The following is a 22,020-nucleotide window of genomic DNA, read 5'->3' as shown; positions in this document are numbered from 1 at the left end:
AACGACTATGTTGCCAATCCCTTTTGTTTATAGACACAAAAAAAGCTGCAAAGATCCTTCTTTGCAGCTAAACCATCTTGCATTTAATTGTAATACATATCAGTAAATCGGAATCCCCCCGAATGGTCTCCCCAAAAACTTTGATTACTCACCAAGATTTACAGCTTTGCGTCCGCCCGTCACCGGAAAGCGTTTGCCTATAAATAATTATTAAAAATCTTTACCCATAATATATTGTTGGTATTATTTCGTCAATACTTTTGCAGTAATTATCACATATTCGAACATTTTCTTTTTCACGAAAATATATTTAAAAAATTCTTTAATTGCACTATATTTCAGCACAATATTATTATTTTTTAGCGTTAAGGAAACGTTTTTTCGTAGATGAACAAAATCATTGTTCTGTTAGGAAATCATCCGTCTATCATCCACATTACTTCCATAATGAAGAGTTTTATTGTTGCACTTTTTCGCGCAAAAAATCCCTGCCACCACCACAAGGCGCTAACAGGGATCATAAATCTAAATAACTATCTTATTTCTCAAGTCTGATAACATTCCAGCTTCTTGAAGGAAGAATGCTTGTAAGTACTCCATTATCAAGCTTTGTTCCATTGTAAGCTACAGGTGCTACATTATCAGGATTCTCTTCTGTATTTACAGCTTTAAGGTCATCGTGTGTGAGCATGATGTGCTCTTTTACCTTATAATCAGCGAACTGGCGAAGGTCAGCTGTAAGCTCGAAGTCATTCTCAAGGTCTTTGTTTACAGCAAAGATAGTAACTGTGCCGTTCTCCTCATCCTTAACAACAACGCTGTCAATGTAAGGAGCATCGCCGTGCTTGGACTCATATGTAGGAGTCTTAACAACAGATGTAAGAACTGTGCCTCTACCGAACTGGCTTGCGTGCATGTAAGGATAGAAGATTGTCTGCTTCCATGCACCTGTGTCTGAAGTCATGATAGGTGCAATAACGTTAACGAGCTGAGCAAGACATGCAATCTTAACTCTGTCAGCGTGGCGCAGGAGAGTGATGAGCATACTTCCTACAAGGAGGGCATCTTCGAAGTTATAGATATCTTCAAGCTGGTGAGGATGCTCGATCCACTTCTCAAGCTTCTTGTCCTGCTCGTTGGAGTGATACCATACATTCCACTCGTCAAAAGAGAGGTTGATCTGCTTGTTAGACTTCTTAACAGCCTTAACGTAATCACATACAGATACAACAGCGCTGATGAACTTGTCCATATCTACAGAAGAAGCAAGGAAATCAGGTGTGTTGTTCTCGTGGTTACCATAATATGTATGAAGTGAGAGATAATCGAATGTATCATAGCCCTCTTCAAGGACTGTAGCTTCCCACTTACCGAATGTAGGCATGCCCATATTTGAACTTCCGCAAGCTACAACTTCAATAGAAGGATCGATCCACTTCATGATCTTACCTGCTTCGTTAGCGATACGTCCGTACTCAGTAGCTGTCTTGTGCCCCATCTGCCAAGGTCCGTCCATCTCGTTACCAAGGCACCATAACTTAATATCAAATGGATCCTCAGCACCATTTTTGCGACGCATATCAGAATAAAGAGTATTCTTCTTAATATTACAGTACTCTACAACGTTCTTGGCATCTTCGATTCCGCGTGTACCAAGGTTGATAGCGTACATTGTCTCTGTTCCGGCTTTCTTGGACCAGTTCATGAACTCGTGAAGACCGAATTCATTGGTCTCAATAACGCCCCAAGCAGGCTCGATGCGATGAGGACGTTTCTCAACAGGTCCTACGCTGTCTTCCCAGTGGAAATCTGATACGAAGTTTCCACCCGGATATCTTACGATCGGCACTCCGATCTCTTTAATAAGCTTTATTGTATCCTGACGAAGTCCCTCATTATCTGCGAACTTGTTACCAGGCTGATAGATTCCTTCATATACTGCTCGTCCAAGGTGCTCGATAAAAGAACCATAGATTCTCTTGTCAACTTCCCCAACTTCTATGTTTCTGTCTACATAGAGCGTAGCTTTCTTAACTTCTTTGCTCATAAAAAACCTCCCACTATTTCTTGTTTCTTTGATCGAATTAAGATATTAATTCATTGAATTACAAAAACCGCAGAAGCTACGCATTTTTGTAATTATCTTTACATCATCAATAAATTCTACAGATACAGTATTTGTATCTAATCGTTGAGGTTATTCTAAAATATTTTAGTATGAATGTATAGTCATTTTTTGCCCTATTTATATCAAAAATAATCATTTTTAATCCTATTATGTTTGTGATAGTATAAAAACATGGTTTTTAATTCATTTGGATTTATCTTCATATTCTTGCCCCTGCTGCTTGCAGGATGGAACCTGTTGCTTAAACTCGGCCACAGGCGACTTGCCATACTCTTTATTACCCTGATGAGTGCAGTGCTCTATGGGATCTTTAACTGGAAGTACCTTGTTATAATCGGTATCTCCATGGCAGTCACATATCTTTTTTCCTATATTATAGAGAAAAGAAAAAAAGCTCCGAAAATGCTGACCGCCCTCGTGGTAATATTCCATGTCGCCGTCCTCGGTTATTTTAAATACACGGGATTTTTGGTTGATAACATCAATGCGATCTTTAAGACGGATTATACCTTTACGGCTTTCCTTCTTCCTGTGGGAATCAGCTTTTACACCTTTTCCCAGATCGCATTTGTTATAGACAGATCTAAAGGCGAGATTCCTCATTACGATTTTCTAAGCTACGCTTTTTATGTGCTTTTCTTCCCAAAGATCATGCAGGGACCTATTGCTTTCCCTTCTGAGATCATTGAACAGACACATGATATAAAGAAGCTTTCCTTTGACCCTGACAGATTTGCAAGAGGCATTATCCTCTTTATTATAGGTCTTTCTAAAAAAGTTCTGATGGCTGACACCATCGCTCTGATCGTTACTTACACTTATAGTCAGGCATATTATCTTGATACCTTGTGCGTTATCGTCGCAGGAATCGCTACAGCACTTAATATATACTTTGACTTTTCCGGCTATTGCGATATGGCCGATGGAATCTCACAGATGCTTGGATTTACGCTTCCCCAGAATTTCAACTCGCCCTTCAAGGCAGCGAGCGTTCAGGAACTGTGGCAGCGCTGGCACATGACGCTTTCAAGATTCCTTACCAAGTACGTTTACTTCCCACTTGGCGGAAGCAGAAGAGGAGTAGTAAGAACTGTATTCAACATTCTCCTTATCTTCTTCATTTCAGGACTCTGGCACGGCGCCGGCTGGAACTACGTTGTATGGGGACTTTTGAACGGAATCCTTGTTATATTCGATCATTTCCACAAGAAAAAGATCCTTCCAAAGAAAATAAGACAGGTGCTGACTTTCCTGTTTTTCTCCTTCAGCGTTATCATCTTCCAGGCCCCGGACCTTGTGACTGGAGGTGTTATGGTTAAGAAGCTCGCCTTCTTCACCTTCCCTGGATTCCTTTACAGGACAGCAGCTAACCTTTCTCTTTCAGAGACCTATGTATTAGAAGAAGCAGTGCAGCTCTTTGCTCCAAATATGCTTAACATCTTCTTCTTCGTGCTTATGATAGTCATACTTGCATTTTCTCTTTTCCTTATGACAAGGAAAAATGCCAGAGAGATAGCACAGGAGAGTACATTTAAAACCAGCCAAATCGTGGTTCTGGCAGTACTTGCAGTATTGTCTATCCTATCATTATCTAATGTACAGACTTTTATATACTTTACGTTTTAAAAGCACAACACCCGAATTATGTTTCTGATCTCTCCTCTAATGAACTCTATTTTTTCTCAAACCAAGGAGATATCTGATCTGAAATCTGATCTATTATAGATCATACAAACTATTGTTTATAAATAAGGAATGCTATGAATACACCAAAGGAGTTTATCAAAAAAATACTCATCGGCATTGTCGCACTTCTTCTTGTAGTTGCCCTTGTCGTAGTCATATTCGACCCCTTCTATCATTACCACGGCCCTTTATTTGGAATGACCCCTGTTCTTACGGAAAAAGAGTACCAGTGCGTTGGAACTCTTCGCAATTTCGAATATCAGGGACTTATCGTCGGTTCATCTGTTGCAGAGAACAATAACAACTCCTGGTATGAAGAAGATTTTGGATGCGAAACTGTGATCAAGGCTATCCGCTCCTATGGCGCAACCGCAGATCTTTGTTACCTTCTCGATGTTGCTTTTGAAGACCACAGCCCTGAATATGTTTTCTACTCAATAGATACAACTTCACTTTCGGCATCACCCGAACCAACCTACGAAACAACCGGCTCTCCAACATATCTTTATGATAAGAATCCTTTTAATGATTACACCTACCTTTGGAACAAGGATGTCCTTTTTAAAAAGATCCCTTATATGATGGTCCAGTCCGTGTTCGCGCATTATGATGATAACCTCTCTTATAACTGGGAAGCAGGCAAAGACTTCTCCGAAGCTGGAATGCTCAGTCACTATGCAAGATCATCTACCATAGCTGAAATGAAAAAAGAAGATGAGTACGCAGAAAATCTTGCAGCAAACATAGAACTACTTACCACGCAGGTTGCGAATCACCCTGAAACCAACTTCAAGTTTTTCTTCCCTGCATATTCAATTCTTTTCTGGGACAGTGCTTACAGACAGGGAGACTCAGACGCATACCTCTATAATGAGGAAACAGCCATCAAAGCCCTCCTTGAGTACGACAATGTTGAAGTTTACTATTTCAAAAATAACGAAGAGATAACTTCTAATCTTAATAACTATATGGATACCCTTCACTTTACTTCCGAGATCAATCACTTCATGGAACAGCAGATGGCAGCGGGAGAGAGCAGAGTAACAAAAGAAAATGTAGATATACTATTTGAATCAATGCATGAATATGTTGATAAGATAGAGAATGAACTTTTGATATATTACGAAGAGAACGATATGTTCCTGTATGACGTTGCATTTTAAGGTAGTTCAAAACATAAATGTTTCGAACTACACGTAATCAAAATGTTGCACATTTTGATTTCCAGAATTCTATTACTAGATTTGTACAAAAAATCAGCCCCGATGACCTTGGTCACCGGGGCATTTTTTCTTAACTATGGTAATCAAAATGTGTAACATTTTGATTACTAGTAGTTTAAACCATTTATGTTTTGAACTACATTATAATGTCTTTCCACAGTTCTGGCAGAATTTGTCACCTTCGTTGTAAGGTGTTCCGCACTGAGGGCACATAAGAACTGGTGCTTCAGCAGCAGGTGCTTCTTCAACAACTGGAGCTGCTTCAGCAGCAGGTGCTTCCTGGTTAAGAGGTGTTCCACAGTACTGGCAGAACTTGTCGCCAGGTGTGTTTTCCTTACCACAGCTTGGGCAAGGATTTACAGGCTTAACTTCAGGTACAGGCATCTTGTTACCGCAGTTAGGGCAGAATGCTGTTCCCTTCGGTACTGCGCTACCGCAGTTAGGGCAGATCTGCTCGTTACGAAGATCCTGAAGCTGCTTCTTAAGTGAATCGATCTTAGCATCGATGCTGTCCATGTCTGCAATTACTGCATCATAGTCCGGTTCTGCACTTCCGGGGTTCTTCTTGAAGTTGTATAAAAGCTGACCAAGCTTAACGATATCAGCTTCCTTCTGAGCCTGTGCAGCCTTGATATCCTGGTTAAGCTTGTTTGTCTCCATAAGGTCATTAGCCTTCTGGTTAACTGTTGCAGCTCCCTTAGAAATGCTGTCCCCGAGTTTTTCAAAGAAATTTGCCATTTATTCGTCCTCCTGAAAAAACTTTCAATTTATTATTTTCTAATTAACTAGCTATTGAGATTATAGCATATAGAGTTATTATATGCTGTGTTTTTTTGACGAATTAACAGTTTTATTTCGTGAAATGCACAAAATTAAAAATTTAGGTCAGTTAGCAGCATAAAAGTTTGAATATTAAATGATTTCAAGTTCCGTAATCAGTATTATGCTGTTGCCTTCTGAACTCCATCCTTTAACTGTCTCGCAAATTCTGCTACATGGGGAACACAGTCTTTTCCATACTGGCCTACGATCTTAACGATAGCAGATCCTACTATGGCACCATCTGACTTTTCAGCCATGCCCTGTGCCTGGTCAGGGTTCGATATTCCAAATCCCACAGCGGCAGGGATGTCTGAAACTTCTCTTACTGTAGCTATCATGTCTTCGATGTTGGTAGCAAATTCTTCTCTTACTCCGGTTACGCCCATTGATGATACAACATAAAGGAAACCTTTTGCTTCTTTTGCGATCATTTTGATCCTGTCTTCAGAAGTAGGAGCGATCATAGATATAATTGATATACCATTTTCATTTGCCACATCTTCAAATTCTTCCTTCTCTTCAAATGGTATATCCGGAACGATGATTCCCTGCATTCCGCTTTCAACGCAACGCTTCATGAATTTCTCTTTTCCATAGGCAAAAATAGCATTTGCGTATGTAAGGAATACCATGGGAACTGTAACTTTACCTTCATCATGAAGCTCTTTTAACATATCAAAAAGTTTGTCTGTTGTGGTGCCTGCTGCAAGGGCTCTTTCGTCAGCTTCCTGAATTACAGGGCCTTCTGCGATAGGATCGGAGAAAGGAATTCCAATCTCGATAAGGTCGCTTCCTGCATCCTGAAGGGCTAAAATAAGCTCTTTTGTTGTATCAAGGTCAGGGTCGCCGCCTGTTATAAATGGTATAAATGCCTTACCGTTTTTGAAGGCATCAGCTATCTTAATATCTGTCATTTTTTAACCTCATGTCGCGAGTGAAACGAGTGATTAATGGTTGAAGTGGTGGAGCTCGCGACACCACTTCGTGAAGTTTGAAAATTTTATATTTTCAAACTTCCTTAGTCCTGAAGATTCTCACCGCGGTAGCGAGCGATTGCTGCAACGTCTTTGTCCCCGCGACCTGACAGGTTAATTACGATGATCTTGTCCTTACTCATCTTTGGAGCAAGCTTCATGGCATAAGCAACGGCGTGTGAACTCTCGATCGCAGGGATTATTCCTTCAGTTTTTGAAAGGTATTCAAAAGCCTCTACAGCTTCTTCATCAGTAACAGCCACGTATTTAGCTCTACCTATATCGTTAAGATATGCGTGCTCAGGTCCGATTCCGGGATAGTCGAGACCAGCTGAGATTGAATATACCGGTGCGATCTGACCATCTTCATTCTGGCAAAAGAGTGACTTCATACCATGGAATATTCCAAGCTTACCTGTAGCTATTGTCGCAGCTGTTCTTGGTGTATCAGCGCCTTCGCCTGCTGCCTCGCAGCCAATAAGCTCAACTTCCTCATCTTCGATAAAGTCGTAAAAAGCTCCGATCGCATTTGATCCTCCGCCTACGCAGGCGAGAACTGCATCGGGAAGTCGTCCCTCTTTTTCCAGCATCTGGGATTTGATCTCCCTGGAGATAACTGCCTGGAAATCGCGAACGATAGTAGGGAAAGGATATGGTCCCATAACTGAGCCAAGTACGTAGTGGGTATCAGCTACGCGGCTACTCCATTCTTTCATGGCTGCGTTAACGGCGTCTTTAAGTGTTCCTGTTCCTGACTCTACTGCGTTAACCTTGGCACCAAGAAGTCTCATTCTATATACGTTAAGAGCCTGACGCTCTGTATCAAGCTTACCCATGAAGATCTCACATTCAAGACCCATGAGAGCAGCAACAGTAGCAGTAGCAACGCCGTGCTGGCCTGCACCTGTCTCAGCTATGACTCTTGTCTTACCCATGCGCTTTGCAAGAAGGCACTGTCCAAGTACGTTGTTGATCTTGTGTGCTCCTGTATGGTTTAAGTCTTCACGCTTAAGATATATCTTTGCTCCGCCAAGATCCTGTGTCATCTTCTTAGCTTCATATAAAAGCGATGGACGTCCTGCATAGTTATTAAAAAGATCAGTAAGTTCCTTATTAAACTCAGGGTCATCCTTATATTTGTTATAGGCTTCTTCAAGTTCCGTGATCGCATTCATAAGTGTCTCAGGAACATACTGGCCACCAAATTTTCCGAATCTGCCTTTTGTTACCATGTTAATTAATTCCTTTCGTTATCATTAAATAAAACGATTCCATCGGTAAATAGGCTTTATGCCTATTTACTATACAAAGAGAGTTTGAGGTCTGTAAGCTTCCATAACTCTCATGAGCTTTTCAACCTTTTTCCAGTCCTTATGTCCGTCGGTTTCAACAGCAGATGAAACGTCTATTGCATATGGTCTTGACTGAACAAGTGCCTGAGGGATGTTATCAGCAGTAAGGCCGCCGGCAAGGAAATATGGCTTATTAAGCTTTGGTATCATTGAAAGCTCAAAGCTTTGTCCTGTTCCTCCCGGAAGCTTTTCAACATAATTGTCTAAAAGGAGCATATCTACAGGAAGATCATCTATATTATCAAACTCTGATCCGTCCTTGACTCTTATGGCTTTCATGATTGGAGCGCCTTCGCCGAATTCATCGTAGTGGCGCTTTTTGTCAGGACCTGATGCTGCGATCTTTTCTCTAAGAAGATTTATGTAGGCTGCGTCTTCATGGCCGTGGAGCTGGATTATCTGGATGATGGCGCTATTATAAAGATCTACGATGTGGTTCATATCATCATCTACGAATACACCAACTGTAGGTATTGAGATATCCAGTGTGTTTCTGAGATCTCCAGCCATCTGGTCTGTCAGATAGTGCCTTGTCTTAGCAAAAACAAATCCGCAGTAATCCGGCTTGAATCCGTTCATTATTACGCAATCTTCTTTGGTCATCAGACCACAGATCTTAATCTTAACCATTTTAAATCCCTCTCTTAAGTCTTTGTATCATGCCGCCCTTATCATCTGACCTCATAAAAGTCTCGCCTATAAGAACTGCATTTACGCCTGCATCCCTAAGCTTTATCATGTCTTCTTCAGTCTTGATCCCGCTTTCAGCAACGAATATCTTATCCTGTGGGACTAGCTTTCTAAGTCTTATGCTGTTGCCAAGATCAACTGTAAAATCCTTAAGATTTCTGTTGTTGACTCCGACGATCTCAGCGCCTATAGCAAGAGCTCTTTTTACCTCATCCTCGTCATGGGTTTCAACTATTGCAGAAAGCCCAAGGGATGTTGCAAGCTCGTGATAGGCTTTTAACCTTTCATCATCAAGGATCGCACATATAAGAAGTATTGCTGATGCGCCGTATACCTTAGCCTGGTAGATCATATACTCATCGATCGTGAAATCCTTTCGAAGCAGGGGAGTAGTGACTCCGGCATCAAGTATATCTTTTATATATTCGATATTACCTTTAAAATAGTCAGGCTCTGTTAGTACAGAAATAGCGTCTGCGCCTATCTTTTCGTATTCTTTTGCTATATCTATGTAAGGGAAGTCCTCAGCAATTATTCCTTTGGAAGGAGATGCTTTTTTTACCTCACAGATAAAATGGATTCCCGGGCCTTGAAGATTTCTTTTAAAAATAAAGTCTTTATCCTTGCTTGCATCGCCAGCCGTATCTTTTAGTTCACGCTCTCTGATTTCAAGAGCCATTTCTTTCATCTTTTCAGGTGAAATCTGACTTTTTTCTACTTCGAGTCGCTTACTGGTTGCAGCTACAAGATCATCAAGTATCATATGCTTCCTCTAATAATTAAATCTATGTATCTGTGTACCGACTTTCGTATCACCGTAGCCGGTACACTATCTGTTCTTTGATTATGCGCTAAGCTCTGCGTACTTATTGGTAGCAGCTACAAAGTTTTCAAGTGTCTCAAGAGCCTTACCTGAATCGATAGTCTCTTTTGCCATATTAACTGCATCTGCCATTGAGATTCCATCAACTCCAAGATAGATAGCAAGAGCTGCATTCAAGATTACATCATCTCTCTTAGGTCCCTTTTCCTTGCCTGAGAGAATGTCGCGTGTTATCTGAGCATTCTCCTGCGGAGTTCCTCCGATCAGGTCTTCAAGCTTGCAGAGCTTTAAGCCGAAGACTTCAGGTGAAAGCTCATAGGTGTGAAGGTTACCTTCTCTTATCTCACATACTGTTGTAGGACCTGTAAGAGTAACTTCATCTATTCCATCGCTTCCACACACTACAACGCCCCTTGTAACTCCAAGGTTAGACAGAACCTGTGCAAGTGGCTCAACAAGCTTTTGGTCATATACACCCATTACCTGCATCTTGGCTGCTGCCGGATTGGTGAGCGGTCCAAGGATATTAAATATTGTTCTGATTCCAAGCTCTTTACGAACAGGTGCTGCATACTTCATGGAAGAGTGGTACTTCTGTGCGAAGAGGAAGCAGATGCCTGTTTCATCAAGTACTTTCATCATCTGGTCAGGCTCAAGTGTAATCGTTGCTCCAAGCTTTTCAAGAACATCTGCTGCACCTGACTTTGAAGATACGCTTCTGTTACCGTGCTTAGCTACAGGTACGCCTGCTGCCGCAATAACAAATGCTGAAGTTGTTGAGATATTGAAAGTTCCAACAAGGTCTCCGCCTGTTCCTACGATTTCCATAACGTCTGTGCTTGGCTGAACTCTGACGCCTTTTTCTCTCATAACGTTAGCGCATGCTGTGATTTCAGTAACTGTCTCGCCCTTCATGCGAAGTGCTGTAATGAATGCTGCTATCTGAGCCTGTGTTGCTGTTCCGTCGAACATCTCGCTCATTGCTGCCTTAGCTGTCTGCTCGTCAAGATCCTTACCTGCTACTACCTGTGCGATTGCTTCTTTGATCATTGCTTTTTCCTCCATTTTTGGAAATGATTCTTAAATCAAGAATTCTGGTTTTGAAGCATCGACTTGTTCTATTGGAATAGGAATGTCTATAAATTCTTGCTCAGCAATGGATATCATCTTTACCGAACTTTTTACTAGACAAGATTTTCCTATTTTGTAATAAAAAAAGCCTCTGCCTCAGTTACTATAACTGGGACAAAGGCTTTGAATTTACTATCATTGTACATTCACAGCTTCTGCGGTACCACCCATATTGGTGCGTGACCTTTCGGTTCGTTTACCCACTCTTTCAGATACTTTGTATCGTTACGATCAACATATCTGCCTGGCTGATAACGGTTCAGGTTCCCGTCAGCACCTACTCGGAATGATCCTTTCAGGCTGCCCTCGCAGGTCCATTCGGTATTTCGTCATTGCTGTTTCACACCAGCCAACAGCTCTCTGAAAATAACAGCCATACTTACTCGTCCTGTTCAACGGTTTAACTACTTTTTTGATTTAATGAATTAAAGTATAAATGCATAAATAATAAAAGTCAATCCATAAGATTGTTTTTATTTCAAAATGATAAAATCGCTACATCGTACATTAATTTCATCATGTATTTATAGCTTTATTTTGTCTAGATCATGTCTTTCATGTTTCTAAGACTCTGATCAGCTTCCTTGAGCATATCCTCAAGTCTTATGTTTTTATTATATTCAAAACTGCTTATTACAAACATCAGGTGTATCGTATATGGTTTATCCTGCTCGGCCATAAGTCTTGCATTCTGCTGTTGCATGGATGCTCTCAGATAATCGATCTTGTCTTTTCTGTCTGTTATGAGAAGTACTGCGAATTCATTTCCTCTTATCCTTCCCACAAGAGCATCTTCTCCAAATACATTGTGAAGGACTTTCGCAGTTCTTTTTACAGCATTATTACCTTCAGGTCTTCCATACAGGTCGTTGATAGTAGTAATAGTATCAAGGTCTACATAGGAGATGATGGCATATCGGCCTTCTGTGTATTCGTTCTGCATATAATCATAAGCATGGGTAAAGAAGCCTCTTCGGTTGTACTCATTTGTCATAAGATCTTTTTCTCCAAGACGGTCAAGAATAGAATCGCCTCTTTCGACCTCTTCCTGAAGTGCTCTGATCTCTTCAGCCATGCTCTGGCATATCACATTTTTAAATGCATCATTAACAGCAGCCTGTATGATCTCATACATCAGACTCTCAAATCCCGGGATCATATACTGGGGACTAACCTTTATTGCAATTACACCATTCTGGTTTTCATTGTAAAAAAGTGTTCTTACTATCCAGCCTCCCGGATTCATGGCTTCTTCTGTTGATTCATCAAGAAGATTCATGGTGCCAACGATCGTTCCTTTAGGCAGATCCAGTATTTTTCCGTCATTAAGGATTCCTTTAACAAGGATCGTTTCTGGCATTATCCAAGGATTTTTGGGAGTATTTGCTATACCATCTCCATATACCAGAATTATGGCATTTTTGACTCCACCATGAGCAAGGGTTGTCATTATCTTTTTATAGATGTCTACTCCGTTACCTGACGTATGTATGATCTTATCTACCATGATCCCAAGCTGTTTCATCGTATCAGCTGCAGTTGTCTCGATTGGAGGTATACAGATATCATCCTTTGGAAGCGGGAGTTCTCCTGCTGTAATATAGTTTTCCATATCAAGAACAGCCTGATATCCCTGGATCATATCATGCTTTTTCCATGGATTATTAATGGTCTTGTGGTCTCTGAATTCTGACAATGTCAGGAAGGGAATCCTTTCAGAAAGAAAACGCCCAAGGAATCTGTCTTTATCAAAATCAGATACGTCTTCACCGATCTTATCTATATCGATCAAAAGTCCGTCAAAGTTATCTCCGTTGACATAGTCAAAGATAACCGTCTCCTGGTATTCGAAGCTTTCAATATTTTCCTTCTGCTCATCAGACAGGATCTTTCCTCCGGGAAGTATGGTCAGAAATATTCCTTCTTTTTCCGCAGCACGAATTGCTCCGGCACAAAAATTGCTGATTTCTTCACTTTTCAGATTAGATACTAACAGACCTATTTTCAGCATGGCTTTACTCCTTTTTAAAGAGCAAGATAATGGTTTGATTACTTCTTGAAAAGTCGCGCTTCTACAAATATATATCGGTCTATAAGATTAATTTAATTAGTAATATATCTTTATTACATGACTTTTGGAACGAAGTGACAAAAAGTCATACTTTATGAAAAAAGAGAGATGAAACCGCAGCGATTTCACCTCTCTACTAATTCTAATTATTTTTTACAGATCAATGACCCTATTACTTTTTTCAATTCGTTCAATTATTTTATCACTTCGTTTAAAAAGTAATATCTCTTCAATCATTCATCTTCAGATTCATCAATATCCTCAGACTCTTCAATATCTTCAGCATCTTCATCGTTTTCTTCTGAATCAGCCATATCATCTTCATCATAGTCGTCAGACATTGTCACTTCATCTTCGCCTATATCTTCCATGGCATCGTCCATATTTTCATATTCAACGCTTCCATCTGATACCTTCTCACGAACCTTGGCGATACTTACAACACTTGCACCGTCGTCAAGCTTTATAAGTCTTACGCCTGATGTGATACGGCTGTATATAGATACATCGCTCATTCTAAGCTGGATGATAGTACCCTGATCAGTGATCATCATAACTTCGTGCTCATCATTAACAGCTTTAACACCAACAAGACGACCTGTCTTTTCTATGATCCTGTAACACTTAAGTCCTTTACCGCCTCTGTACTGAGTCTTGAACTCTTCAAGCTTGGTGCGCTTACCGTATCCATTCTCTGATACTACAAGAAGAGACGAACCCTGAGAGTCTATCTGCATTCCGATGATCTCATCATCACCGTCCAGCATCATACCACGTACGCCCATTGCGTCACGTCCCATTGCACGAACGTCTGTTTCCTTGAAGCGTATGCACATTCCGTTCTTTGTTACAAGGAAGATATCTGAGCTGCTTCTGGTAGTCTTAACTTCGATAAGCTCATCATCCTCTTCAAGATTTATACATCTAAGACCGTTCTTACGGATATTGGCAAAATCCTTGATAGGAGTCTTCTTGACTGTTCCTTTCTTAGTAACCATGAACAGGTGCTTGCCTTCTTCTTCGAAGCTTCCAACAGGGATGATAGCTGTTATCTTCTCATCAGGTCCCAGCTGCAGGAGATTGACAATAGCTGTTCCTCTGGATGTTCTGGATGCTTCCGGAATCTTATAGGTCTTCATTGTGTATACACGACCTGTTGATGTGAAGAACATCACATTGTTGTGCGTTGTAGTCATGAGAAGATCTGTTACATAGTCTCCGTCAATAGTACTGATACCCTTGATTCCGTGACCGCCTCTGTTCTGAGCCTTGAAGTTATCAATAGCCATTCTCTTGATATATCCAAGAGATGTAAGAGCGATTACTGTATTAACATTCGGGATGAGGTCTTCATCTTCGAATTCAGCTTCATCATGTCCGATCTGAGTCTTTCTGTCATCGCCGTATTTATCAGCGATCTCAGTGATCTCTTTCTTGATAACTCCAAGAAGGAGATTATGATCAGCAAGGATTGCCTTATATTCAGCGATCTTCTTGAGAAGTTCTTCATGCTCAGCCTGAAGCTTGTCTCTTTCCAGACCTGTCAGAGTACGAAGTCTCATGTCTACGATAGCCTGAGCCTGTGCTTCTGAAAGTCCGAAACGAGCCATTAACTGATCTTTGGCACTCTGAACTGTATCACTTCCGCGGATGATCTTAATAACTTCATCGATGTTATCAAGCGCTATAAGGAGGCCTTGCAGTATGTGATCTCTTTCTTCAGCTTTACCAAGATCATACTTTGTTCTTCTTGTAACTACTTCTTCCTGATGTAAGATGTAGTATCTGAGCATCTTATCAAGAGAAAGGATCTTAGGCTCATTGTTAACAAGAGCAAGCATGATCACACCAAATGATGCCTGAAGCTCTGTGTGTTTGTAGAGCTTATTGAGCATTACCTGTGCGTTAACATCATGACGAAGCTCAATAACAATGCGCATACCGTCCTTATCGGACTCATCACGAAGAGCAGTGATACCGTCGATCTTTTTGTTCTTAACAAGATCTGCGATTCTTTCGATGAGCTTTGCCTTGTTTACAAGGTAAGGAAGCTCAGTAACAACGATCCTGTTCTTACCGCCGTTCATAGGTTCAATATCTGTAACGGCTCTGCAGATTACTTTACCTCTACCTGTTCTGTAAGCTTCTTCAGCTCCTCTTGTTCCAAGGATTATTCCACCTGTTGGATAATCAGGAGCTTTGATGATAGGAAGAAGTTCATCTATTTCTGTCTCTCTGTTCTCGTTAACCTTGTTGTCGATCATAAGATTGATGGCTCTTACAACTTCGCGAAGGTTGTGAGGCGGGATATTAGTAGCCATACCTACAGCAATACCTGTAGTTCCGTTAACCAGAAGGTTAGGGATCCTACTTGGAAGAACAGCAGGCTCTTTTTCTGTCTCATCAAAGTTAGGTACGAAGTCTACTGTATCCTTGTTGATATCAGCCACCATCTCCATAGAGATCTTGGTAAGTCTTGCCTCTGTGTATCGCATAGCAGCAGGTCCGTCGCCATCGACTGAACCGAAGTTACCATGACCGTCTACAAGGCAATATCTCATATTCCAGGGCTGGGCCATATAAACAAGTGCACCGTAGATTGATGTATCGCCGTGTGGGTGGAATTTACCCATTGTATCACCAACGATACGCGCACATTTACGATGTGGCTTATCAGGTCCGTTATTAAGTTCGACCATGGAGTAGAGTACACGTCTCTGAACAGGCTTAAGACCGTCTCTTACGTCAGGGAGCGCTCTTGATGCTATAACAGACATCGCATAGTCTATATAGGATGTCTCCATTGTCTTCTTTAAATCTACTTCCGTTATATCTGTCGTATTGGTCGCTTCTGTCTGATCAAAGACATCATCTGGAAGATCATTTCCGGAGTTTATTCCGTTCTGATTTTCATTGTCAGCCATTATTTTTTTCCTTTTCTTTTTTCATGGGAAAAAATATATCTTTTCCATGAATTGTTATTTATCTTTAAGATCTCAAAGTCATAAACCCAAATGCAATTGTCTTAAATATCAAGGTTCTGAACAAACTTGGCATTTGCTTCTATGAACTCTCTTCTTGGTTCTACCTTGTCACCCATGAGAGTAGTAAAGGTTACATCAAGCTCTGAAACTGCATCTTCATCCATGTTTACACGAAGAAGAGTTCTTGTCTCAGGATTCATTGTTGTCTCCCAGAGCTGCTCGGCATCCATCTCACCAAGTCCCTTATAACGCTGGATCTTGTTGTTCTGGTCACGTCCTACCTGAGCGATGATGTTGTTAAGTTCTTCATCAGAATATGCATACCATGTTTTCTTATTTCTTTCGAGCTTATAAAGCGGTGGCTGTGCAAGATATACATGGCCCTGCTTGATAAGTTCAGGCATGAATCTGTAAAGGAATGTCAGCATGAGTGTTGCGATATGAGCACCATCTACGTCGGCATCGGTCATGATGATGATCTTGCCATAACGAAGCTTTGAAATATCAAAGTCTTCATGGATACCTGTACCAAATGCTGTGATCATTGTCTTTATTTCAGCGTTTCCATAAATACGGTCAACGCTTGCTTTTTCAACGTTCAGAATCTTTCCTCTAAGAGGAAGGATAGCCTGTGTAGCACGGCTTCTTGCGTTCTTGGCAGATCCTCCTGCGGAGTTACCCTCAACGATGAAGATCTCGCAATTTTCAGGATTCTTGTCAGAACAGTCAGCAAGTTTTCCCGGAAGTCCAAGTCCGTCAAGTGCTGTCTTACGTCTTGTAAGATCTCTTGCCTTTCTTGCAGCATCTCTTGCGCGCTGTGCAAGAACTGCTTTTTCTATGATAGTCTTAGCAATCTGAGGATTTTGCTCAAGAAAGTATGTAAGCTGCTCAGATACGATACTTGCTACAGCTCCTCTTGCTTCGGAGTTACCGAGCTTTTGCTTGGTCTGACCTTCGAACTGAGGATCACCTATTTTTACAGAGATGATCGCTGTCATACCTTCACGGATATCTTCACCTGTAAGGTTTTCATCAGATTCTTTTACCAGCTTTTGAGCCTTGGCATAATCATTAAAGATCTTGGTTGTAGCAATCTTGAAGCCTTCAAGATGTGTTCCGCCTTCAGGTGTATTAATATTGTTAACGAAGGTATAAATGCTTTCGTTATATGCATCATTGTGCTGAACAGATACTTCTACATGTACTTCGTTCTTGTCTCCTTCGAAATACATGATCTGATCATAAAGAGGAGTCTTGGACTTATTAAGATAAGCAACGAATTCGCTTATACCACCTTCATAGTGGAAGTTCTCAACTCTTGGCTCCTTGATCTCAGCATCCTCAGGAATTCTCTCATCCTTAAGTGTGATCTTAAGTCCTCTTGTAAGGAATGCCATCTCACGAAGTCTCTGTCTTAAAACATTATAATCAAATACAGTTGTCTCTTTGAATATCTCTGCATCAGGCTTGAATTCTACAGTTGTACCTGTATCGGAGGGTTCGCATGTTCCAATCTCTTTGAGAGGATAGCATACGTGTCCTCTTTCATAGCGCTGCTGGAAGATTTTGCCGCCCTGTCTTACTTTAACCTCAAGCCATTCTGAAAGGGCATTAACTACTGATGCACCAACGCCGTGGAGACCGCCGGATACCTTGTATCCTCCACCGCCGAACTTACCGCCTGCATGCAGGATGGTAAATACTACCTCTACACCTGTAAGTCCTGACTTGTGGTTGATACCTGTAGGTATACCACGTCCATTATCTTTTACGATAATAGTATTTCCGGGTGTAATTGTAACTTCGATGTGGTCACAAGCTCCTGCAAGTGCTTCATCTACTGAGTTATCAACGATCTCGTATACAAGGTGATGAAGACCTCTTGCTGCAGTTGTTCCAATGTACATACCAGGTCTTTTACGAACTGCTTCGAGTCCTTCAAGAATCTGGATTTGATCCGCGCCGTACTGTACTGCTTCGTTATTAGACATTTATAAACCTCTTTTTATCTGCTGTATTTTGGAATCAGTTTTCTGATGTAACAGTTCCGTTTACTACTCTGAACAGCTTATTTATTTCAAATCTATGATTAACAAACTCATCATAACCGGTGCAGGTGATTATGGTCTGAATATCACCTATGGTATCAAGCAGGTAGTTCTGCCTGTTTGAATCAAGCTCAGAAAGCACATCATCAAGAAGGAGTACCGGATTTTCCTTCTTGGCCTGCTTTACGATCTCTATCTCAGAAAGCTTAAGTGAGAGAGAAGCAGTTCTTTGCTGGCCCTGGGAACCGAATTTCCTGATATCTATGGCATCACTTCCTGTAGCTGCCTTAACAATAAAAGAGAAATCGTCCTTCTGCGGTCCAACACTGGTCTGCTTTAGGAACAGATCTCTGTCTTTAGCTTTTTTTAGCTTACTTTCATAATCATCAGCTGATACATTGGGTTCGTAGAAAATCTTGAGATTTTCGCGCCCACCCGTAAGTTTTTCATGTATAGGCTCTAATATGCGGCAGAGATTACCAATAAATTCTTCTCTTGCCTTAATGATCTGTGTTCCGTAAGTGATCATCTGATCATCCTGCACATCAAGAAGCGGTCTGTATTCCGGATGATCATACATCTCTTTAAGCATCTTGTTGCGCTGAACTATGAGCCTGTTGAATCTTGAGAGATTATAAAGATAAGTCTCATCAAGCTGGCACAGTTCAAGATCCAGAAATCTTCGCCTCTCGGAAGGTCCGTTTTTAACTATTGCAAGATCTTCCGGTGAGAAAAAAACTGCATTTAGATGCCCTACATAATCAGCTGCCTTTTTAAGCTTCTGTCCATCGATTGCAAGGCCTTTGGTCTTACTTTTTCGAAGGTGCATATCAAGCTTATACTCGGCATGGTCTCTTTCAATTATTGATCTAATGTGAGCTTCATCATTACCAAATCGTATTACTTCACGATCTTTTGAACCTTTATGAGATTTGGTCGTTGCTGACATGAATATCGCTTCAAGTATATTGGTCTTGCCCTGAGCATTGTCGCCGTACAGAATATTGGTTCCTCTGTCGAAATCAAGATGAAGTTCTTCATAGTTTCTGAAGTTTAAAAGCTCCAGCTGTTTTATTATCATCTTTCGACCTTAAAACTCCTGCCTCTGTACTCAACAACATCACCCGGAACAAGCTTCTTACCGCGTCTTGTATCAACTTCGCCATTAACCTTTACAAGACCTGCCTGGATATCTTCCTTGGCATCTGCTCCGGACTGCTCATAACCAGCCTTCTTAAGGGCCTGTCCAAGCTTTATAAAATCGTCTGTTTCTCTTAACTTAACTATATCCATTTCTAACCTCTATTAATCTACTGTGGTAAAGTTTACCGGAAGGATAAGATATGTATAACTTGCATCTGAATCCTTGATAAAGCATGGAGCCTTAGGATTTACAAGATACATATCGATATTGTCATCATCGATCGCACGAAGAGCGTCGATAAGGAATTTAGGATTGAAACCGATCTTAAGATCCTTACCCTGCTTCTCAATATCAACCTTTTCATCCATTGAACCAACAGCAGAGTTGATCTTCATTTCAAGAAATCCGTTCTCGATTGAGATAATAACAGGTCTCTTGTCACCCTCTTTTACAAGGAGAGTAGCACGGTCTATACAATCAAGGAATTCTCTTCTGTTGATAGTAAGCTTGGTCTCATAGTCAGATGAAAGCATCTGATCGATGTTGAAATACTCACCCTCAAGAAGTCTTGATACAACTACAGTCTTCTCAAACTCAAAGAGAACGTGCTTATCTGTGAAGAAAATGCTTACAACTGATTCTGTAGAATCTGTAAGGATCTTGGATACTTCAGATAATGCCTTTCCCGGTACGATAACCTTTTTATAACCATAGCTCTGAGCAAGTTCTACCTTACGGATTGAGATTCTGTGTCCGTCAAGAGATACCATCTTAAGCATGTTTCCATCAACTTCGAACAGCTCACCGCTCATGACTTTGTTAGTATCATTCTCTGAGATTGAGAAAATAGTCTGAAGGATGATGTTACGAAGTGTGTACTGTGAAACATGGATTCCGTCTATTCTTTCGATTGATGGAAGATAAGAGAAGTCATCTCCGCTTCTTCCAAGAATAGTAAATTTAGCCTTTTCGCAGCTGATAGTAACTTTGATATTACCCTCAGAGTTCTGGGATTCAATAGTTACATCGTTATCCGGAAGCTTTCTGATGATGTCAAAGAAGATCTTTGCATCTATTGCGATATAGCCTCTGTCAAGGATATTACCCTCAACTATAGTCTCTATACCAAGCTCCATATCATTAGCTATGAATTTTATTACTCCTTCTGTGGTGTCGATTAATATACACTGAAGAATAGACATTGTTGTCTTAGCTGGAACAGCCTTAGAAACAATCTGAAGTCCACTAACAAGATTTGATTTCGAGCATACAAATTTCATAGCTCCGATACTTCCTTTCTGTCGTCAAAAATTTATATATACAGGTATTTGTTTTATCCACCTAAAAATTTCTAATGGGAGGTCACCCCGGTGAAGATAAAAGAAAAAGAATAAAATAATAATCTAAATAATATAGAATGTTTATAAGTGCAAAACCTTTATTATTATACAATTTTACATGCTTTTTTACAATGAAAAGACTGTTGATAAATAGGACACGAACTGTGCAAAAAAGTGAATAAATAAAATATATTTTCCACTTTTAAGATCTATCAGGATGTCGGTCCAAGCTTTTTCTTGATTATATCCACATTCTTAACAAGATCCTCATCTGTAGAAAGCTTGGCTTTTATACGACTTATACCCGACATGACTGTGGTATGGTCTTTTTTACCAAGGATCCTTCCAATCTCTTCAAGTGATATATCTGTCATCTCCCTGCAAAGGAACATAATGATCTGTCTTGGAAGAACGATCTCTGAGTTACGTTTTCTGGATACAACATCCTCCTGTCTTACGCCGTACTGCTCACATACAGTGTTTACGATAAGCTGCGGAGTGATGATCTTATTTTCTTCAGGAGAGATGATGTCTCTCAAAGCTTCTTTTACATTATCAATATTGATCTCTACATTATTAAGACGAGAGTATGCGATTATCTTATTAAAAGCACCCTCAAGCTCACGGATATTACTCTTGATATTTGTAGCTATATACTCAAGGATCTCATCATCGATGTGATTACCGAAGTTCTCTGCATTTTTACGAAGAATCGCCATTCTTGTCTCATAATCAGGTGCCTGGATATCAGCGATAAGTCCCATTTCGAAACGGGATCTGAACCTTTCTTCGAGTGTTTCCATTTCCTTTGGAGGACGGTCTGAAGAAAGAATTATCTGTTTTCCAGCCTGGTGAAGCTCATTAAAGGTGTGGAAAAATTCTTCCTGCGTAGACTCTTTTCCTATAATAAACTGAACATCATCGACCATAAGTACATCAACTGTACGATACTTCTCACGAAGCTTGGACATTGATTCCTGCTTACCGGAACGGATGGATTCGATAACTTCGTTAGTAAAAGCTTCCGATGTTACATATAAAACCTTTGCAGATGAATTATGCTCCATAATGAAGTGACCGATGGAATGCATAAGGTGAGTCTTACCCAGTCCGGGACCTCCATACAGGAAAAGAGGATTATAGCTTTCTCCTGGAGACTCAGCTACTGCAAGGGATGCAGAATGCGCGAATTTATTATTGGATCCTACTACAAAAGTATCAAATCTGTATTTTGGATTTAGATTTGAATTTTCATAGTTAAGACTTGAGGATTGAGTCTCTTTTTCCGAATCAAAATCAGATGTCTTTTCATTATTAATATTGGCATCTTTTTGAAGTATGAAAGAAACATCAACAGCTTCTCCTATAAGCTCAGAAATAGCGACCTTAAAGAAGTTCTGGTAATGAGTCATTATGTAGTTGTGGGCGATTGAATTATCAGAAGGTATTAGAATAAAAACAACGCCGCCGTTATATTCATAGAATGAAAGAGGTTCGATCCAGGTACGATAAGAAATATCAGTTATGCCTGATTCTTCCCTAACGGCATCTTTAACATGATCCCAGCTGTCACTTAATATTGATGTAATTTCATCGGATAACAT

At 40.5% G+C, this 22,020-nt stretch carries 17 protein-coding genes and 1 other annotated feature; of the genes, 2 read left to right on the top strand and 15 right to left on the bottom strand.

Going from position 1 to position 22,020, the window contains the following annotated elements; all coding sequences use genetic code 11:
- Positions 1-538 precede the first annotated feature (538 nt).
- Both WAA20_RS00085 and WAA20_RS00080 read right to left on the bottom strand, forming a co-directional pair.
- Positions 539-2,047, bottom strand: a complete 1,509-nt coding sequence (locus WAA20_RS00085; protein WP_073389333.1) for an alpha-N-arabinofuranosidase — start codon at positions 2,045-2,047, stop codon at positions 539-541.
- A 264-nt stretch (positions 2,048-2,311) separates the two neighbouring features.
- Positions 2,312-2,560, bottom strand: coding sequence for a hypothetical protein (locus WAA20_RS00080; protein ID WP_242951218.1), 249 nt, complete (start codon positions 2,558-2,560; stop codon positions 2,312-2,314).
- Positions 2,561-2,596: 36 nt separating this feature from the next.
- Here WAA20_RS00080 and WAA20_RS00075 point away from each other — a divergent pair, with 36 nt between their 5' ends.
- Positions 2,597-3,754 (top strand): MBOAT family O-acyltransferase, encoded by a 1,158-nt coding sequence (locus WAA20_RS00075; RefSeq protein WP_330393666.1) that lies wholly within the window; start codon positions 2,597-2,599, stop codon positions 3,752-3,754.
- 134 nt (positions 3,755-3,888) lie between these two features.
- Positions 3,889-4,977 carry a hypothetical protein gene (locus WAA20_RS00070; RefSeq protein WP_073389336.1) on the top strand — a complete coding sequence of 363 codons (1,089 nt, stop codon included), beginning with the start codon at positions 3,889-3,891 and terminating at the stop codon, positions 4,975-4,977.
- A gap of 201 nt (positions 4,978-5,178) precedes the next feature.
- Here the strand turns inward: WAA20_RS00070 and WAA20_RS00065 are convergent, their stop codons facing one another.
- The 13 genes from WAA20_RS00065 to dnaA form a co-directional block, all read right to left on the bottom strand.
- Complete coding sequence (locus WAA20_RS00065) at positions 5,179-5,775, bottom strand: zinc ribbon domain-containing protein (protein WP_073389337.1); 597 nt, start codon at positions 5,773-5,775, stop codon at positions 5,179-5,181.
- Positions 5,776-5,978: 203 nt separating this feature from the next.
- Positions 5,979-6,773, bottom strand: coding sequence for a tryptophan synthase subunit alpha (gene trpA / locus WAA20_RS00060; protein WP_073389339.1), 795 nt, complete (start codon positions 6,771-6,773; stop codon positions 5,979-5,981).
- 104 nt (positions 6,774-6,877) lie between these two features.
- On the bottom strand, positions 6,878-8,065 hold the full coding sequence (trpB, locus tag WAA20_RS00055; protein ID WP_073389340.1) for a tryptophan synthase subunit beta: 1,188 nt from the start codon (positions 8,063-8,065) through the stop codon (positions 6,878-6,880).
- 69 nt (positions 8,066-8,134) lie between these two features.
- A complete protein-coding gene (locus WAA20_RS00050; RefSeq protein ID WP_073389342.1) occupies positions 8,135-8,815 on the bottom strand; it encodes a phosphoribosylanthranilate isomerase in 681 nt (226 codons plus the stop codon).
- A gap of 1 nt (position 8,816) precedes the next feature.
- Positions 8,817-9,638 carry an indole-3-glycerol phosphate synthase TrpC gene (gene trpC / locus WAA20_RS00045; protein ID WP_073389343.1) on the bottom strand — a complete coding sequence of 274 codons (822 nt, stop codon included), beginning with the start codon at positions 9,636-9,638 and terminating at the stop codon, positions 8,817-8,819.
- Positions 9,639-9,719: 81 nt separating this feature from the next.
- Entirely contained in the window at positions 9,720-10,748 is a 1,029-nt protein-coding gene (gene trpD / locus WAA20_RS00040) for an anthranilate phosphoribosyltransferase (RefSeq protein ID WP_073389345.1), read from the bottom strand.
- A 188-nt stretch (positions 10,749-10,936) separates the two neighbouring features.
- Positions 10,937-11,234 (bottom strand) — a binding site (T-box leader).
- A 136-nt stretch (positions 11,235-11,370) separates the two neighbouring features.
- Positions 11,371-12,840, bottom strand: a complete 1,470-nt coding sequence (locus WAA20_RS00035) for a GGDEF domain-containing protein (RefSeq protein ID WP_073389347.1) — start codon at positions 12,838-12,840, stop codon at positions 11,371-11,373.
- Between the two features lie 293 nt (positions 12,841-13,133).
- Complete coding sequence (gene gyrA, locus WAA20_RS00030) at positions 13,134-15,824, bottom strand: DNA gyrase subunit A (protein WP_073389348.1); 2,691 nt, start codon at positions 15,822-15,824, stop codon at positions 13,134-13,136.
- A gap of 101 nt (positions 15,825-15,925) precedes the next feature.
- Positions 15,926-17,875: a DNA topoisomerase (ATP-hydrolyzing) subunit B gene (gyrB, locus tag WAA20_RS00025; protein WP_073389350.1), complete on the bottom strand. Its 1,950-nt coding sequence runs from the start codon at positions 17,873-17,875 to the stop codon at positions 15,926-15,928.
- A gap of 34 nt (positions 17,876-17,909) precedes the next feature.
- Positions 17,910-19,013: a DNA replication/repair protein RecF gene (gene recF, locus WAA20_RS00020; protein ID WP_073389351.1), complete on the bottom strand. Its 1,104-nt coding sequence runs from the start codon at positions 19,011-19,013 to the stop codon at positions 17,910-17,912.
- Entirely contained in the window at positions 19,010-19,225 is a 216-nt protein-coding gene (locus WAA20_RS00015; RefSeq protein WP_073389353.1) for an RNA-binding S4 domain-containing protein, read from the bottom strand. The genes recF and WAA20_RS00015 overlap by 4 nt, the downstream gene beginning before the upstream one ends.
- 12 nt (positions 19,226-19,237) lie before the next feature.
- Positions 19,238-20,356, bottom strand: a complete 1,119-nt coding sequence (gene dnaN / locus WAA20_RS00010; RefSeq protein WP_073389354.1) for a DNA polymerase III subunit beta — start codon at positions 20,354-20,356, stop codon at positions 19,238-19,240.
- Positions 20,357-20,628: 272 nt separating this feature from the next.
- Positions 20,629-22,020: a chromosomal replication initiator protein DnaA gene (dnaA, locus tag WAA20_RS00005; protein WP_073389356.1), complete on the bottom strand. Its 1,392-nt coding sequence runs from the start codon at positions 22,018-22,020 to the stop codon at positions 20,629-20,631.

It is taken from the genome of Butyrivibrio fibrisolvens (genome assembly GCF_037113525.1).
GTDB lineage: Bacteria > Bacillota > Clostridia > Lachnospirales > Lachnospiraceae > Butyrivibrio > Butyrivibrio fibrisolvens.
This window is presented reverse-complemented; position numbering and strand designations above follow the sequence as displayed.

Bases quoted from the DNA above. Each gene is read 5' to 3' on its own strand.
- WAA20_RS00085 (WP_073389333.1), bottom strand. From the start codon at position 2,047: ATGAGCAAAGAAGTTAAGAAAGCTACGCTCTATGTAGACAGAAACATA.
- WAA20_RS00080 (WP_242951218.1), bottom strand. From the start codon at position 2,560: ATGGAATATTACCACGAGGGCGGTCAGCATTTTCGGAGCTTTTTTTCT.
- WAA20_RS00070 (WP_073389336.1), top strand. From the start codon at position 3,889: ATGAATACACCAAAGGAGTTTATCAAAAAAATACTCATCGGCATTGTC.
- WAA20_RS00065 (WP_073389337.1), bottom strand. From the start codon at position 5,775: ATGGCAAATTTCTTTGAAAAACTCGGGGACAGCATTTCTAAGGGAGCT.
- trpA (WP_073389339.1), bottom strand. From the start codon at position 6,773: ATGACAGATATTAAGATAGCTGATGCCTTCAAAAACGGTAAGGCATTT.
- trpB (WP_073389340.1), bottom strand. From the start codon at position 8,065: ATGGTAACAAAAGGCAGATTCGGAAAATTTGGTGGCCAGTATGTTCCT.
- WAA20_RS00050 (WP_073389342.1), bottom strand. From the start codon at position 8,815: ATGGTTAAGATTAAGATCTGTGGTCTGATGACCAAAGAAGATTGCGTA.
- trpC (WP_073389343.1), bottom strand. From the start codon at position 9,638: ATGATACTTGATGATCTTGTAGCTGCAACCAGTAAGCGACTCGAAGTA.
- trpD (WP_073389345.1), bottom strand. From the start codon at position 10,748: ATGATCAAAGAAGCAATCGCACAGGTAGTAGCAGGTAAGGATCTTGAC.
- WAA20_RS00035 (WP_073389347.1), bottom strand. From the start codon at position 12,840: ATGCTGAAAATAGGTCTGTTAGTATCTAATCTGAAAAGTGAAGAAATC.
- gyrA (WP_073389348.1), bottom strand. From the start codon at position 15,824: ATGGCTGACAATGAAAATCAGAACGGAATAAACTCCGGAAATGATCTT.
- gyrB (WP_073389350.1), bottom strand. From the start codon at position 17,875: ATGTCTAATAACGAAGCAGTACAGTACGGCGCGGATCAAATCCAGATT.
- recF (WP_073389351.1), bottom strand. From the start codon at position 19,013: ATGATAATAAAACAGCTGGAGCTTTTAAACTTCAGAAACTATGAAGAA.
- WAA20_RS00015 (WP_073389353.1), bottom strand. From the start codon at position 19,225: ATGGATATAGTTAAGTTAAGAGAAACAGACGATTTTATAAAGCTTGGA.
- dnaN (WP_073389354.1), bottom strand. From the start codon at position 20,356: ATGAAATTTGTATGCTCGAAATCAAATCTTGTTAGTGGACTTCAGATT.
- dnaA (WP_073389356.1), bottom strand. From the start codon at position 22,020: ATGTTATCCGATGAAATTACATCAATATTAAGTGACAGCTGGGATCAT.